Below are 13,431 nucleotides of genomic sequence, written 5' to 3'. Positions count from 1 at the left end.
AAAGCATTTGGATGCCGCAAGACATCGCAGGAAAGGACCGGGCATGAGCCGTTTTGACGAAGAGATCGACCGCATGGGCACCCATTCCGTGAAATGGGACATGATGGAGCCGATCTACGGCGTGTCGGCGCAGGACGGCCTGTCGATGTGGGTGGCGGACATGGATTTCCGCCCGCCCGACTGCGTGCAGGCGGCGGTGCAGAAGATGGCCGATCACGGCATCTACGGCTATTACGGCGACGATGCGGGCTATCGCGCGGCGATCCAGTGGTGGATGGCGGAACGCCACGGCTGGCAGATCGCGCCCGAGTGGATCTTCTCGACCCATGGGCTGGTGAACGGCACGGGGCTGTGCGTGCAGACCTATACGGACCCCGGCGACGGCGTCGTGCTGATGACGCCGGTCTACCACGCCTTTGCCCGCGTCATCAAAGCGGCGGGGCGCGACGTCGTCGAATGCCCCTTGGCGCTGACCGATGGCCGCTACGAGATGGATTTCGACGCGTGGGACGCCCAGATGACCGGGCGCGAGCGGATGCTGATCCTGTGTTCGCCGCACAACCCGGGCGGGCGCGTCTGGACCCGGTCCGAGTTGGAAGGCGTCGCGGCGTTTTGCCAGCGCCACGACCTGATCCTTGTGTCCGACGAGATTCACCATGATCTGGTCATGCCGGGCCACACGCATATACCGATGGCGACGCTGGACGGCGTGGCCGAGCGGCTGGTGATGATGACCGCGACGACCAAGACCTTCAACATCGCGGGGAGCCATATCGGCAACGTGATCATCCCCGATGATGCGCTGCGCGCGCGGTTTGCGGCGACGATGGGTGCGCTTGGCATTTCCCCCAACAGCTTCGGCCTGTTCATGGCCGAAGCCGCCTATTCGCCCGAGGGTGCGGCTTGGGTCGATGAACTGGTCGTGTATCTGGACGGCAATCGTCAAGCCTTCGACGCGGCGGTGAAAGACATTCCGGGGCTGGCGTCGATGCCGATGGAGTCGACCTACTTGGCTTGGGTGGACTTCGCGGGCACCGGGATGGACCGGGCAGAGTTCACCAAACGGGTGGAGCAGGAGGCGAAGATCGCCGCCAATCACGGGCCGACCTTCGGGCTGGGCGGCGAAAGCTTCCTGCGGTTCAATTTCGCCACGCCACGGGCCCGGGTGATCGAGGCGGGTGAACGGCTGGCGCGGGCTTTCGGCGACCTTCAGTAGGATGGGTGATCACCCATCCTACCCCATGTCACATGCGCGGCGGCCTTGGCTTGTAGACGGGCAAGCGCCACCCCAGTCCGATGGACCCGGCGCGCAGGCCGAACGTCACCGCCGCGCAGGTGACGGCCCCGATGGCGGGCGACAGGTCCAGCACCTGCGCGCCCACCGTCGCCAGCGACCCCGCCAGCGCGCAGGTCACGTAAAGCTCACCCTGTTTCAGCACCAGCGGCACTTCGTTCGCCACGACGTCGCGCGCCAAGCCACCGGCACAGCCCGTCGCAATGCCCATGACCAGAACGATGATCGGGTGGTGGTCCAACCCCGCCGCGATGGAGGACCCCGCCGCGACAGCCACGCCCAGTGCGAGCGCGTCCAGCCAGAGGATCGCGGTATATCGGCTTTCCAACCGGTGCGCGGTGAAGAACACCGCGATTGCCGCCCCGCAGCCCACCAGCAGGTAGGTTGGATTGCCGATCCAGAAGACCGGGTTGCGGTCCAGCAGCACGTCGCGCAGCGTGCCGCCGCCGACCCCGGTCAGGCAGGCGAAGAAAGCAAACCCGATCAGGTCCAGCTGCGCCCGGCTGGCCACCAGAGCGCCGGTCAGCGCGAAGATCAGCACCGAGGCATAGTCGAGCAACTGGACCAGAGGCACGGTCTCAGGCGCCCTTCTTGAAGGGGGCCATGCCAGCGCGGGCCAGCTCGTCCGCGCGTTCGTTTTCGGGGTGGCCCGCATGCCCCTTGACCCATTCCCACGTGACATCGTGGCGTGCCTGCGCCTCGTCAAGCCGTTGCCACAGTTCGACATTCTTGACCGGCTTCTTCGCGGCGGTCTTCCAGCCGTTGCGCTTCCAGCCGTGAATCCAGCCGGTGACACCATTCTTCACATAGGCGCTGTCGGTGACGACCGTGATCCGGGTGGACCGCTTGAGGCTTTCCAGCGCGTTGATCGCGGCGAGCAGTTCCATCCGGTTGTTGGTGGTCGCGGCCTCGCCGCCGGACAGTTCGCGTTCCTTGACGACGGTCTCGCCGTCCTTGGCTTGCAGCAGCGCGCCCCAACCACCGGGACCGGGATTGCCGGAGCAGGCTCCGTCCGTATAGGCATATAGATCGGTCATGACCCCTCCTTCGTGGCGGTCAGCGTGAACCAAGGTGCGACCGCGCCGTCAAGCCCCTTGTCCGCCCCGTGCCGCGCCGGGCCAGCGGTCAGGCCCGCGTCGCGCAGCATCGGCGTCACCTCCTCGACCGTGTAGTAGGTGTAGAAGCGGCCAAGGCTGTCGCGCGCCGCGCCCTGCCCTTCCTTGAGGCCGATATGCAGCAACCCGCCGGGTTTCAAGGCACGCGCAATGCGGGCCAGATGGCCCGGCATCGCGTCCCGGGATGCGTGCAGCAGGCTGAAATTGGCCCAGATGCCGTCATACTGCGCCTCGGCGTCCAGATCCTCGAAGCTGGCCTGCCATGCGGTCACGCCGGGCTGTCGCGCGGCCAGATCCACCATGGCTTGCGAGGCATCCGTCGCATCGACCCGGCACCCCGCCTGCGCCATCGCCGCCGCCCATATGCCGGGACCACAGCCAAGGTCAAGCACCCGCGCGCCGTCGGGCAGCGCCGCGACGAAAGCGCTCAGCGACGGCGCGGTCGCCGGATCGGCGCCAAGCGTCTTTGCATAGTCGCCCGCGCGGGCGTCGTAGACATCGAGCGTCTGCCGGTCGGTCACCAGATCACCCCGATGGCAAGGCAGATCACGACCAGCGCGCTCAGCAGCACGCGCAGGTGCATCCACCATTTCGGCGCCAGCCCCCAACGCCAGAACTGCCAGTCCAGCACCAGAAGGCCCAGAAAGCCGAAGATCAGGTTCATCCCCGCGCTCGTCGGCCCGCCGCCGGTCATGAAGAACGCCCAAAGCGCGGGCACCACCGACAGCGCATAGCCCGTCGCCGCCTGTTTGCCCGTGACCTTGGTGGCAAAGCCCCAAAGCACCCCGGACATGAAGGACAGGATCACCGCGCCATAGAATAGCTGGACATAGGGCCCGGTGAAGCGTGGGCCGAGCGTCTGGACGCTGAACTGGGCGAGCCCGTCTGACAAGACGGTCAGCGCGCCCCATGCAAAGGGGATCACCCCGGCGAGGCCGAGGATCAGGGCGGAACGGGGGATCTGGGTCATGGTTTCCTCCGGCGGGACGCGGGCGTTGGACGGGTTTGGGGGCGCTGCTCCCGGCGCTGACGCGCCTCCCCCGCGGTATTTGCAGCCAGAAGAAACCATGGCAAGCCAAGATGACGGGGTCTTGGCCCGTCAGGCTGGTTCGCGGAGCACGCGGGGGACCTTGAACTCGACGTTTTCCTGCGCGGTTTCGACCATCTCGACGGCAACGTCATAGCGGCTTCGGAAGGCGTCGATGACCTCGTTGATCAGCACTTCGGGGGCGGAGGCGCCCGCGGTGATGCCGACGCTTTTTATGCCGTCCAGCGCTCGCCAGTCGATATCGCTCGCGCGCTGCACGAGTTGCGCATAGTTGCAGCCGGCGCGCGAGGCGACCTCGACGAGGCGGCGGGAATTCGACGAGTTGGGTGCGCCGACCACCAAAAGGGCGTCGGATTTCGGGGCGATCGCCTTGACCGCCTCCTGACGGTTGGTGGTGGCGTAGCAGATGTCTTCCTTGTGGGGGCCGACAATGGCCGGGAAGCGCGCCTGCAAGGCCGCAACAACGTCCGAGGTGTCATCCACCGACAGGGTCGTCTGGGTGACATAGGCGAGCCTTTCGGGGTCGCGGACCTCCAGCGTGGCCACGTCGGCCACGGTTTCGACCAGCACCACCTCGCCCTGCGGCAGCTGGCCCATCGTCCCGATGGTTTCGGGGTGGCCCTGATGGCCGATCATCACGATCTGAAGGCCGCGCTCATGGTGGCGCGTCGCCTCCATATGGACCTTGGACACCAGGGGGCAGGTCGCATCGACATAGACCATCTCGCGGCGCGCAGCCTCGGCGGGGACGGCCTTGGGCACGCCATGGGCCGAGAAGATCACCGGGCGGTCGACAGGGCATTCGTCCAGTTCCTCGACAAACACCGCGCCCTTGGCCCGCAGGTCGTCGACGACGAATTTGTTATGGACGATCTCGTGACGGACATAGACCGGCGCGCCCCATTTCTCCAACGCCATCTCGACGATCTTGATGGCGCGGTCGACACCGGCGCAAAAGCCGCGCGGAGCGGCGAGGTACAGGGTCAGAGGGGTCATGGCGCGTCTCCTTTGGCGCCTCAGGTAAGCGCTCGGGGCGCGTGCGTCCAGCCCTACGGTTTCGTGACTTGCCTTTCGGCAGGCGGACCGGACTATGTGACGCGCAACGACAGCGGGAGGATGCGCATGCGATTGGTTCTGGCTTTGGTGGCGATGGGCAGCCCGGCATGGGCGCAAGGCATCCTGCCTTATGACGACCCTGCCGCAGTGGCCGCCGGAGAGGAGATCTATGCCGAGCATTGCGCCGCCTGCCATGGCGCCCGGCTGGAAGGCGAGCCCGACTGGCGCGTCGCCGACGCGGACGGCTATCTGCCTGCCCCACCGCATGACGAGACCGGGCATACATGGCACCATCGCGACGCCCTGCTGGTGCAGATCGTTACGCTTGGCTCCGAACGGCTGATCGGCGGCGGGTACAAATCGAACATGATGGGCTTTGGCGAAGTGCTGAGCCCGGACGAGATCCTCAACGTGCTCGGCTATATCAAAAGCACTTGGCCCGACGAAATCATCGAGATGCATGACAACATGAACGCGGTGTCGCCGGATTAAAGGAACCCCGCCGTCAGCGCGGCAAAGACGATGTACCGCACCGTCTTGGCAAAGCCGACCAGCGCCACGAACAGCCACACGGGCGTGCGCATGATACCCGCGATCAAGGTGATCGCGTCGCCCAAGGGCGCCCAGGACAGCAGCAGCGTCCAGACACCCCACCGTCCGTACCACGCTTGGGCGCGCGCGAGTTGCGCCTCGTTGGCCGGGAACCAGCGGCGGTCGCGGTAACGTTCGGCCGCGCGCCCCATCGCGTAGTTCACGCAAGAGCCCAGCGTATTGCCGATGCTGGCCACGACGACCAGCAGCCAGACCGGCCATGCGCCGCCGATCTGCATCGCCGCAAAGACGATTTCCGACTGGAAGGGCAGCACCGTCGCCGCCCCGAAGGCGGCAAGGAAAAGGCCGCCCAAAGCGGCGGCCTCACCCATCATTCATCCCCTTGCCGGTCGTCAAGACGCGTATCCCCTCACGTCCGCAGACCGGTTCAGCCGTTGTTCGAGGCAACCTCGAAATTGCGCTCCACCTGCTGTTCGCGCGGCGGGCGCCCGATGACTTCGCGCAGTTCGTCGAGCTCGATAAAATTATCAGCTTGACGACGCAGCTCATCGGCGATCATCGGCGGCTGGCTGCGGATGGTCGAAACCACCGAGACGCGCACGCCCTGACGTTGCAGGCTTTCGACCAGCGGACGGAAATCGCCATCGCCCGAGAACAGCACGATGTGATCGACGCGGGGGGCCAGTTCCATGGCATCGACGGTCAGTTCGATATCCATGTTGCCCTTGACCTTACGTCGGCCTTGGCTGTCGGTGTATTCCTTGGCCGGTTTGGTCACCATGGTGAAACCGTTGTAGTGCAGCCAGTCAACCAGAGGGCGAATGGGCGAGTACTCGTCATTCTCCAGCAACGCCGTGTAGTAGAAGGCGCGCACCATCTTGCCGCGTCGCGCGAATTCCTGCCGGAGAAGCTTGTAATCGATATCGAAGCCCAGCGCCTTCGCGGCCGCGTAAAGGTTCGACCCATCGATGAACAGCGCGAGCCGTTCGTCCTTGTAAAACATAAGAAATTTCCTTTCTTACAAATCGGTCGCCGAAAATCCGTGAGTGGGTTAGAAATGCGACCTGAGGGCCAGAGAATAAACATTCTGGCACGCGTTTCAACCAATCTACTATATACTTAAGGATAGCGTAACGCTCTCGATGGTACAAGAATTCTTGATCGCCCTCGGGTCCAATCTAGGCTCCGACCACGGCGACCCGTCCGACACCCTGACCGCGGCCCTGCACCAGCTCGCCTCCGTTGACGTGACGCTGCGGCGCGTCAGCAGGTATTTCGCAACCCCATGTTTCCCTGCGGGGGCCGGCCCCGACTATGTGAATGCGGCGGCTGCACTCTCCTATGACGGGTGTGCTGCGTCATTGCTGGGAAAGCTGCACGAAGTGGAATATTTCTTTGGCAGACAACGCATTCAGCGATGGGGCAGCCGGTCACTTGACCTCGACGTGATCGCCGCCGGAGAGGACGTGACGCCAGATCGCGTCACGTATGAGGCTTGGCGGACCCTTGCACCCGAGCTTCAAACCCGCGAATCACCCGGTGAACTGATCCTTCCGCATCCGCGTTTGCAGGACCGGGCGTTCGTGCTGGTGCCGCTGAACGACATCGCTCCGGGCTGGATTCACCCAATATTGCGTCAATCCGTCGCAGATATGCTGGCTGCGCTGCCCCCAGAGTTGCGCGACGAGCCGGTCCCGCTGACCGGGATGCGCTTGTAAATCCTGCCGAGTCGCGTTAGAAAGCGCGTTCTGATGCATCCGAGACAAGGTGACACCATATGGCCCGCGTGACGGTAGAAGATTGCGTTGACAAGGTTCCGAACCGCTTCGAGCTGGTGATGCTCGCCGCGCATCGTGCGCGCGAAGTGTCCGCTGGCGCAGCGATCACGGTCGACCGCGACAACGACAAGAACCCGGTCGTCGCCCTGCGCGAGATCGCCGAGGAAACCCAGTCGGCGGACGAACTGCGCGAGCGGCTGATCGAATCGAACCAGTCGCAAATCGAGGTCGACGAGCCCGAAGACGACGCCATGGCGCTGCTGATGGGCGCCGAGCAGGACAAGCCCGCCGAGGACGACATGTCCGAGGAAAAACTCCTGCGCGCCCTGATGGAAGCACAGGGACAGGGTTGAGGACCAGCAGGGCATCATGATCGCAGCTGAGGATCTTGTTGCCCTCGTCCGCAACTACAACCCGCGCACCAATGAAAAGCTGATCCTCGCGGCCTATGACTATGGCCGCGAGATGCACGAGGGCCAGTTCCGCAAGTCGGGCGAACCCTATTTTTCGCACCCCGTTGCCGTCGCCGCCATCCTGACGGAACAGCAATTGGACGATGCGACCATCATCACCGCCCTGCTGCACGACACGATCGAAGATACCCGGTCCACCTATACCGAGGTAGCGGACCGGTTTGGCCGCGAGGTCGCCGATCTGGTCGATGGCGTGACCAAGCTGACCAACCTCCAGCTGTCGAGCAGCGAAACCAAGCAGGCCGAGAACTTCCGCAAGCTGTTCATGGCCATGTCCAAGGACCTGCGGGTGATTTTGGTCAAGCTCGCCGACCGTCTGCACAACATGCGCACGATCCGGTCCATGCGCCCGGAAAAGCAGGTGCAGAAAGCGCGCGAGACGATGGACATCTACGCGCCGCTCGCCGGGCGGATGGGCATGCAATACATGCGCGAAGAGCTGGAGGATCTGGCCTTTCGCGTGCTGAACCCCGAGGGGCGGTCCAGCATCATCCGCCGCTTCATCACCTTGCAAAAGGAAACCGGCGACGTGATCCACCGGATCACCGGCGACATGCGCGCGGAGCTGGAAAAGGCGGATATCGACGCGCAGGTCTATGGCCGCGCGAAGAAGCCGTATTCGATCTGGCGCAAGATGCAGGAAAAGAAGATCGGCTTTTCCCGCCTGTCGGACATCTACGGCTTTCGCATCATCACCCGCACCGATGCCGAATGTTATGCCACGCTGGGCGTGATCCACCAGCGGTGGAAGGCGGTGCCGGGCCGCTTCAAGGACTATATCAGCCAGCCGAAATCCAACGGCTACCGCTCGATCCACACCACCGTGTCGGGGCGCGACGGCAAGCGCGTCGAGGTGCAGATCCGGACCCGCCAGATGCACGAGGTCGCCGAGACCGGCGTTGCCGCGCATTGGTCCTATCGCGACGGTGCGCCCGCCGAAAACCCCTTTGCCGTCGATCCGACGAAATGGATCGCGGGGCTGACCGAACAGTTCGACACCGAGGAGGATCACGACGCCTTCCTCGAAGCGGTCAAGCTGGAGATGTATACCGACAAGGTGTTTTGCTTCACCCCCAAGGGCGACGTGGTCAAGCTGCCCAAGGGCGCGACGCCGCTCGACTATGCCTATGCGATCCACACCCGGATCGGCTCGGCCTGCGTGGGCGCCAAGGTGGATGGCATCCGCGTGCCGCTGTGGACCCGGCTGAAGAATGGCCAGTCGGTCGAGATCATCACCGCCGAGGGTCAGCAGCCGCAGGCAACATGGCTGGACATCGCCCAGACCAGCAAGGCCAAGACCGCGATCCGCCGCGCCCTGCGCGAGGCGAACAAGGAACGTTTCGTCAAACTGGGGCACGAACTGGCCCGCGCGGCATTCGAAAGCCACGGCAAGAAGGCCACCGACAAGGTGCTGGAAAAGGCCGCTGGCACGCTGCGGATCGAATCGGTGGACACCCTGCTGGCACAGCTGGGCGCCGCCGAAGTGACCGCGAACGAGGTCGTTCAGTCGGTCTACCCGGACCTTGCCATCGGCCCCGAAGGCGATGTCGAAGCCAAACGCGCCGTCGTAGGCCTTGCCCATGGTCAGGCCTTCCACCGCGCGCCCTGCTGTCAGCCGCTGCCGGGTGAGCGCATCGTCGGCATCTCGCATCGCGGCAAAGGGGTCGCGGTGCATGCCATCGATTGCGAGGCGCTCGAGGAATTCGAGGACATGCCGGACCGCTGGCTCGACCTGCAATGGGCGGATGGCACGCATCCGCCGGTCTATACGGTGTCTCTCGAACTCACCATCGGCAACGATGCGGGGGTACTGGGACGGATTTGCACATTGATCGGAGAGGCCAAGGCCAATATCTCTGACTTGCGATTCACCGACCGGAAACCGGATTTCTATAGGTTGATCGTGGATATCGATCTGCGGGATGCCGAGCATCTGCACTCGGTCATTTCCGCTTTGGAGGCAGAGGCCCACGTGGCCTCGGTCGACAGGCGGCGCGATGTAACGCTCGCCAGTATCCCGGCAGCGGCAGAATGAGGTAAGGAAAGGAAGACAGTGGTCTTCAAGAGGCGCGACAGACGACCGATCTGGCGGATCGTGGTCGAGGCGCTCTGGCCCCGCGGGGGCTGGGGTCGCGCCGTGCGCTACATCCGATTGCGCCTGAACCGCCTGCCCGACCCGCCGCATCGCATCGCCCGCGGCATCTTTGCCGGGGTGTTCACCACCTTCACGCCGTTCTACGGGTTGCATTTCATCGTCGCCGCCGTGCTGGCGCTGGTGATGCGCGGCAACGTGCTGGCGGCGCTGTTGTCGACCTTCTTCGGCAATCCGCTGACCTATGTGCCGATCGGCGTGGTGTCGCTGAAGACCGGCTACTGGCTGCTCGACATGGAGGGGCGCGCCCCCAAGCACGAGGACCATGCCGGGCTGGTTGAGAAATTTCTCAATGCAGGCAGCGACTTGTGGGACAATCTCGTGGCGCTGTTCACCGGGCGCGAGGCCGAGTGGGGCCACCTGATCCGCTTTTATGACGAGGTGTTCTACCCCTACATGATCGGCGGCATCATCCCGGGCCTGATCGCGGCGATGGTCATGTACCATATCTCGCTGCCGATCATCACCGCCTATCAGAACCGTCGCAAGGGCGCGCTGAAGGCCAAGCTCGCAGCCCTGAAAAAGAAGAAGGCCGAAAGCGCCAAGTGAGCGCTATCACCGGCTTTTCTTTTCCCCGGCAGGCGCATAGGTTTTGATCAAATTCCTCGATCAGGGAGTCAAGACATGACCGACTATGCGGGCCGCCTGCGTCTGGGCGTGAACATCGACCACGTCGCCACCGTGCGCAACGCGCGCGGCAGCGCCTATCCCGACCCGATCCGGGCCGCCAAACTGGCCGAGGAGGCGGGCGCCGACGGCATCACCGCGCATCTGCGCGAGGACCGCCGCCATATCTCGGACGCGGATATCGACGGTCTGATGGAGGCCCTTTCGGTGCCGCTCAACTTCGAGATGGCCGCCACGGACGAGATGCAGGCCATCGCCCTGCGCCACAAGCCCCACGCGGTCTGCATCGTCCCCGAAAAGCGCGAGGAACGCACCACCGAGGGCGGGCTCGAAGTCGCGCGCGAGGAAAACAAGCTGGCACATTTCATCGCGCCCCTGCGCGATGCGGGCTGCCGGGTGTCGATCTTCATCGCCGCCGATCAGAAACAGATCGAGGCGGCGCACCGCATCGGCGCGCAGGTGATCGAACTGCATACCGGCGCCTATTGCGATTTCCACTCCGAGGGGCATTTTGACGAGCGCGACGCCGAACTGGCCCGCCTGCGCGAGATGTCCGCCTATGCCCATTCGCTGGGGCTGGAGGTGCATGCGGGCCACGGGTTGACCTATGACACGGTTGGCCCCGTCGCCGCCTTCCCCGAGGTGATGGAGCTGAATATCGGCCATTTCATCATCGGCGAGGCGATCTTTCGCGGGCTCGCCCCGGCCATTCACGAAATGCGCCGCCTGATGGACGAGGCCCGCGCCTGATCCGGCATTCCTGACCTGCCCCGGCCGCCTGCATGTGCTAGGGTCAGGTCTCAAAGGAGACCCGCCCATGTTGCGTTTGACCGTTGCCCTGACCCTTGCCGCGCTGCCTGCGCTGGCCGATCCGTCCTACCCGGAACCTCAGGTCATGGACTGCGAGTGGCAGGCCAGCGCAAGCGCCATCGTCGAACCTTGGGCACAGAACACCCGCACCTTTTCCGACGGCAAGACGCGGCTGGCCATGCTCGACACTGTCGAACCGGCGGCGGGCTGGGCCTATCTGCTGATCCTGTCGCCGCCCTATTCTGAGCTGGGCGACCGCCAGTGCAAGCTGATCGGCACCGGCGGAATGGGCTTTTCCGGAATGGATTTCAGCGGCTTGCAGGCGGAATACGACCCTGCGCAAGGGCTGATCTTTACCCTGCCGGTGCAATTCTACCAATACGGTCCCGAAGACCTTGCATGGCGCACGATCCGCGTCGTGCTGAATCAGGCGACCGGGCAGATCGACACATGGGTTCTTGACTGAATGATCCTCGGCATCGGCACCGATCTGGCGAATATCGACCGCATACAGGGCGTGCTCGACCGGCATGGCGACCGTTTTCGCAACCGCGTCTTTACCGAGACCGAACAGCGCAAGGCGGAACGCCGCCGCGACGTGGCGGGCACCTATGCCAAACGCTGGGCCGCGAAGGAGGCCTGTTCAAAGGCGCTTGGCACCGGGTTGCGCATGGGCATCTCATGGAAGGACATGGCGGTCAGCAATCTGCGCACCGGCCAGCCCGTCATGGCCGTCACCGGCTGGGCCGCCGAACGGCTGGCCGAGATGACCCCGCCGGGCTTCGAGGCGATCATCCATGTCACGCTGACCGACGACCACCCTTGGGCACAGGCCTTCGTCGTGATCGAGGCCCGCCCCATCGGCGCGTAACAGAAAGTAGGATGGGTGATCACCCATCCTCCAAGAGCCCGCCCGCTGCCTTGACACCACCTGCCCCGCGCCTCATGAAGCGCGGGACGGATCAGGCAAGGGACCTCGCACATGGCCAAGGAAAAACAGGGCGGCATCGTCGAGACGATCAAGACCATCGTCTATGCGCTGCTGATCGCGGGCGTGTTCCGCACCTTCCTCTTCCAGCCGTTCTGGATTCCCTCGGGCTCGATGAAGGATACGCTGCTGATCGGCGATTTCCTGTTCGTGAACAAGATGGCCTACGGCTATTCCTACGCCTCCTGCCCCTCGCTGCCCTTTGCCGGGATCGACGCGCATGACCTGTGCGGCTGGGCCGATGGCGACAACACCCGCCTTCTGGGCGGCGAACCGCAGCGCGGCGATGTCGCCGTGTTCCGCCACCCCGAGGATGGGCGCGACTTCATCAAGCGGGTGATCGGCCTGCCCGGCGACCGCATCCAGATGAAGCAGGGCGTGCTCTACATCAACGGCACCGCCGCACCCCAGGAACCGGATGGCACCTTCACCGAAACCATGGCCCCGCAGGGTCCGGCGCGCTCGCTGCCGGCGTGCTTCAACGGTCCGGTCGGCGCGGGCGGCACGTGCGAAAAGCAGAAATTCACCGAGACCCTGCCCGGCGGCGTGAGCCACTCGATCCTGAACATCGGCAACCGCCAGTTTGACGACACGCCGATCTTCGTGGTGCCGGAAAAGCACTACTTCATGATGGGCGACAACCGCGACAACTCGCTGGACAGCCGCGCGCCGGTGATGATCGGCGGCGTCGGCATGGTGCCCTATGAGAACCTGATCGGCCGTGCGGACCGGGTGATTTTTTCCTCGGCCGGGCGCTCGATGCTGTTCTTCTGGACATGGCGCGGTGACCGCTTCTTCAAGGCCATCGACTGATCCTATGAAGGTCTCCGAGGAGCTCAAGGCGTTGCAAACCCGGCTCGGCCACCAATTCGCCGACCCGAGCCTGCTGCGCCGCGCGGTCACGCATTCTTCGATGTCGGGACCGGGGCGCGAGGACAACCAGCGGCTTGAATTCCTTGGTGACCGGGTGCTGGGTCTGGTGATGGCTGAGGCGCTGCTGAGGCAGGACCGCAAAGCCTCCGAAGGCCAACTCGCGCCGCGCTACAACGCGCTGGTGCGCAAGGAAACCTGCGCCGACGTGGCCCGCCAGATCGACATCGGCGCGGCACTTAAACTAGGCCGGTCCGAGCAGATGTCCGGCGGGCGGCGCAAGATGGCGCTGCTGGGCGATGCGATGGAATCAGTGATCGCGGCGGTGTATCTTGATGCCGGGTTCGAGACCGCGCAGGACCTGATCCTGCGGCTCTGGGGCGACCGAATTTCGCGTGTCGAGGACGACGCCAAGGACGCCAAGACCAGCTTGCAGGAATGGGCGCAGGCGCGCGGGCAGCAACCGCCGAAATACGTGGAAACCGCGCGCAGCGGGCCGGACCACGCGCCAGTGTTCACCATCGAGGCGCGCCTTGCTTCCGGCGAGACCGCGCAGGCCACCGCCCCCAGCAAACGCGCCGCTGAACAGGCCGCGGCCCGCGCCCTGCTCGACATCGTGTCATGACCGGCGTGCGGCTGGAGGGTGGGCCGCTGAGGGCGCTTGCGCC

Annotated in this window: 18 protein-coding genes; 11 read left to right on the top strand and 7 right to left on the bottom strand. The window is 64.6% G+C overall.

Features of this window, described 5'->3' with window-relative positions:
• The first annotated feature begins 43 nt into the window (after positions 1-43).
• A complete protein-coding gene (locus D8Z78_RS03325; RefSeq protein ID WP_121629135.1) occupies positions 44-1,216 on the top strand; it encodes a MalY/PatB family protein in 1,173 nt (390 codons plus the stop codon).
• A gap of 28 nt (positions 1,217-1,244) precedes the next feature.
• Here the strand turns inward: D8Z78_RS03325 and D8Z78_RS03320 are convergent, their stop codons facing one another.
• From D8Z78_RS03320 to ispH, 5 genes are all read right to left on the bottom strand, one after another.
• Positions 1,245-1,868, bottom strand: coding sequence for a trimeric intracellular cation channel family protein (locus D8Z78_RS03320; RefSeq protein ID WP_121629136.1), 624 nt, complete (start codon positions 1,866-1,868; stop codon positions 1,245-1,247).
• A 4-nt stretch (positions 1,869-1,872) separates the two neighbouring features.
• The gene (rnhA, locus tag D8Z78_RS03315; protein WP_121629137.1) at positions 1,873-2,331 is read right to left on the bottom strand and encodes a ribonuclease HI; all 459 of its coding nucleotides are present in this window, start codon (positions 2,329-2,331) and stop codon (positions 1,873-1,875) included.
• Positions 2,328-2,930 carry a class I SAM-dependent methyltransferase gene (locus tag D8Z78_RS03310; RefSeq protein WP_121629138.1) on the bottom strand — a complete coding sequence of 201 codons (603 nt, stop codon included), beginning with the start codon at positions 2,928-2,930 and terminating at the stop codon, positions 2,328-2,330. Before D8Z78_RS03310 ends, rnhA begins: the two co-directional genes overlap by 4 nt.
• Positions 2,927-3,379, bottom strand: a complete 453-nt coding sequence (locus tag D8Z78_RS03305; RefSeq protein ID WP_121629139.1) for a DUF3429 domain-containing protein — start codon at positions 3,377-3,379, stop codon at positions 2,927-2,929. Before D8Z78_RS03305 ends, D8Z78_RS03310 begins: the two co-directional genes overlap by 4 nt.
• A gap of 129 nt (positions 3,380-3,508) precedes the next feature.
• Positions 3,509-4,453 (bottom strand): 4-hydroxy-3-methylbut-2-enyl diphosphate reductase, encoded by a 945-nt coding sequence (gene ispH / locus D8Z78_RS03300; RefSeq protein ID WP_121629140.1) that lies wholly within the window; start codon positions 4,451-4,453, stop codon positions 3,509-3,511.
• 126 nt (positions 4,454-4,579) lie between these two features.
• Here ispH and D8Z78_RS03295 point away from each other — a divergent pair, with 126 nt between their 5' ends.
• Entirely contained in the window at positions 4,580-5,005 is a 426-nt protein-coding gene (locus tag D8Z78_RS03295; protein WP_121629141.1) for a c-type cytochrome, read from the top strand.
• Here D8Z78_RS03295 and D8Z78_RS03290 read toward each other — a convergent pair.
• Positions 5,002-5,439 carry a YqaA family protein gene (locus D8Z78_RS03290; RefSeq protein ID WP_121629142.1) on the bottom strand — a complete coding sequence of 146 codons (438 nt, stop codon included), beginning with the start codon at positions 5,437-5,439 and terminating at the stop codon, positions 5,002-5,004. The two genes, D8Z78_RS03295 and D8Z78_RS03290, sit on opposite strands and share 4 nt — an antisense overlap.
• A gap of 53 nt (positions 5,440-5,492) precedes the next feature.
• Positions 5,493-6,068 (bottom strand): LabA-like NYN domain-containing protein, encoded by a 576-nt coding sequence (locus D8Z78_RS03285; protein ID WP_121629143.1) that lies wholly within the window; start codon positions 6,066-6,068, stop codon positions 5,493-5,495.
• Between the two features lie 139 nt (positions 6,069-6,207).
• On the opposite strand from D8Z78_RS03285, the gene folK reads away from it, so the two are divergent.
• The 9 genes from folK to rnc all read left to right on the top strand — a co-directional run bounded on the left by folK (position 6,208) and on the right by rnc (position 13,388).
• Positions 6,208-6,783, top strand: a complete 576-nt coding sequence (gene folK / locus D8Z78_RS03280) for a 2-amino-4-hydroxy-6-hydroxymethyldihydropteridine diphosphokinase (protein WP_121629144.1) — start codon at positions 6,208-6,210, stop codon at positions 6,781-6,783.
• Positions 6,784-6,842: 59 nt separating this feature from the next.
• Positions 6,843-7,196 carry a DNA-directed RNA polymerase subunit omega gene (gene rpoZ / locus D8Z78_RS03275; protein WP_121629145.1) on the top strand — a complete coding sequence of 118 codons (354 nt, stop codon included), beginning with the start codon at positions 6,843-6,845 and terminating at the stop codon, positions 7,194-7,196.
• 16 nt (positions 7,197-7,212) lie between these two features.
• Complete coding sequence (locus D8Z78_RS03270) at positions 7,213-9,351, top strand: RelA/SpoT family protein (RefSeq protein WP_121629146.1); 2,139 nt, start codon at positions 7,213-7,215, stop codon at positions 9,349-9,351.
• Between the two features lie 18 nt (positions 9,352-9,369).
• Entirely contained in the window at positions 9,370-10,017 is a 648-nt protein-coding gene (locus D8Z78_RS03265) for a DUF2062 domain-containing protein (RefSeq protein ID WP_121629147.1), read from the top strand.
• Positions 10,018-10,092: 75 nt separating this feature from the next.
• Complete coding sequence (locus D8Z78_RS03260) at positions 10,093-10,845, top strand: pyridoxine 5'-phosphate synthase (RefSeq protein WP_121629148.1); 753 nt, start codon at positions 10,093-10,095, stop codon at positions 10,843-10,845.
• A 67-nt stretch (positions 10,846-10,912) separates the two neighbouring features.
• Positions 10,913-11,371, top strand: a complete 459-nt coding sequence (locus tag D8Z78_RS03255; protein WP_121629149.1) for a hypothetical protein — start codon at positions 10,913-10,915, stop codon at positions 11,369-11,371.
• Positions 11,372-11,776: a holo-ACP synthase gene (gene acpS / locus D8Z78_RS03250; RefSeq protein WP_121629150.1), complete on the top strand. Its 405-nt coding sequence runs from the start codon at positions 11,372-11,374 to the stop codon at positions 11,774-11,776.
• 111 nt (positions 11,777-11,887) lie between these two features.
• Positions 11,888-12,706: a signal peptidase I gene (gene lepB / locus D8Z78_RS03245; protein WP_121629151.1), complete on the top strand. Its 819-nt coding sequence runs from the start codon at positions 11,888-11,890 to the stop codon at positions 12,704-12,706.
• A 4-nt stretch (positions 12,707-12,710) separates the two neighbouring features.
• Positions 12,711-13,388 carry a ribonuclease III gene (gene rnc / locus D8Z78_RS03240; protein ID WP_121629152.1) on the top strand — a complete coding sequence of 226 codons (678 nt, stop codon included), beginning with the start codon at positions 12,711-12,713 and terminating at the stop codon, positions 13,386-13,388.
• The last annotated feature ends 43 nt before the right edge of the window (positions 13,389-13,431 follow it).

It is taken from the genome of Tropicibacter alexandrii (assembly GCF_003667315.2).
Lineage (GTDB): Bacteria > Pseudomonadota > Alphaproteobacteria > Rhodobacterales > Rhodobacteraceae > Tropicibacter > Tropicibacter alexandrii.
This window is presented reverse-complemented; position numbering and strand designations above follow the sequence as displayed.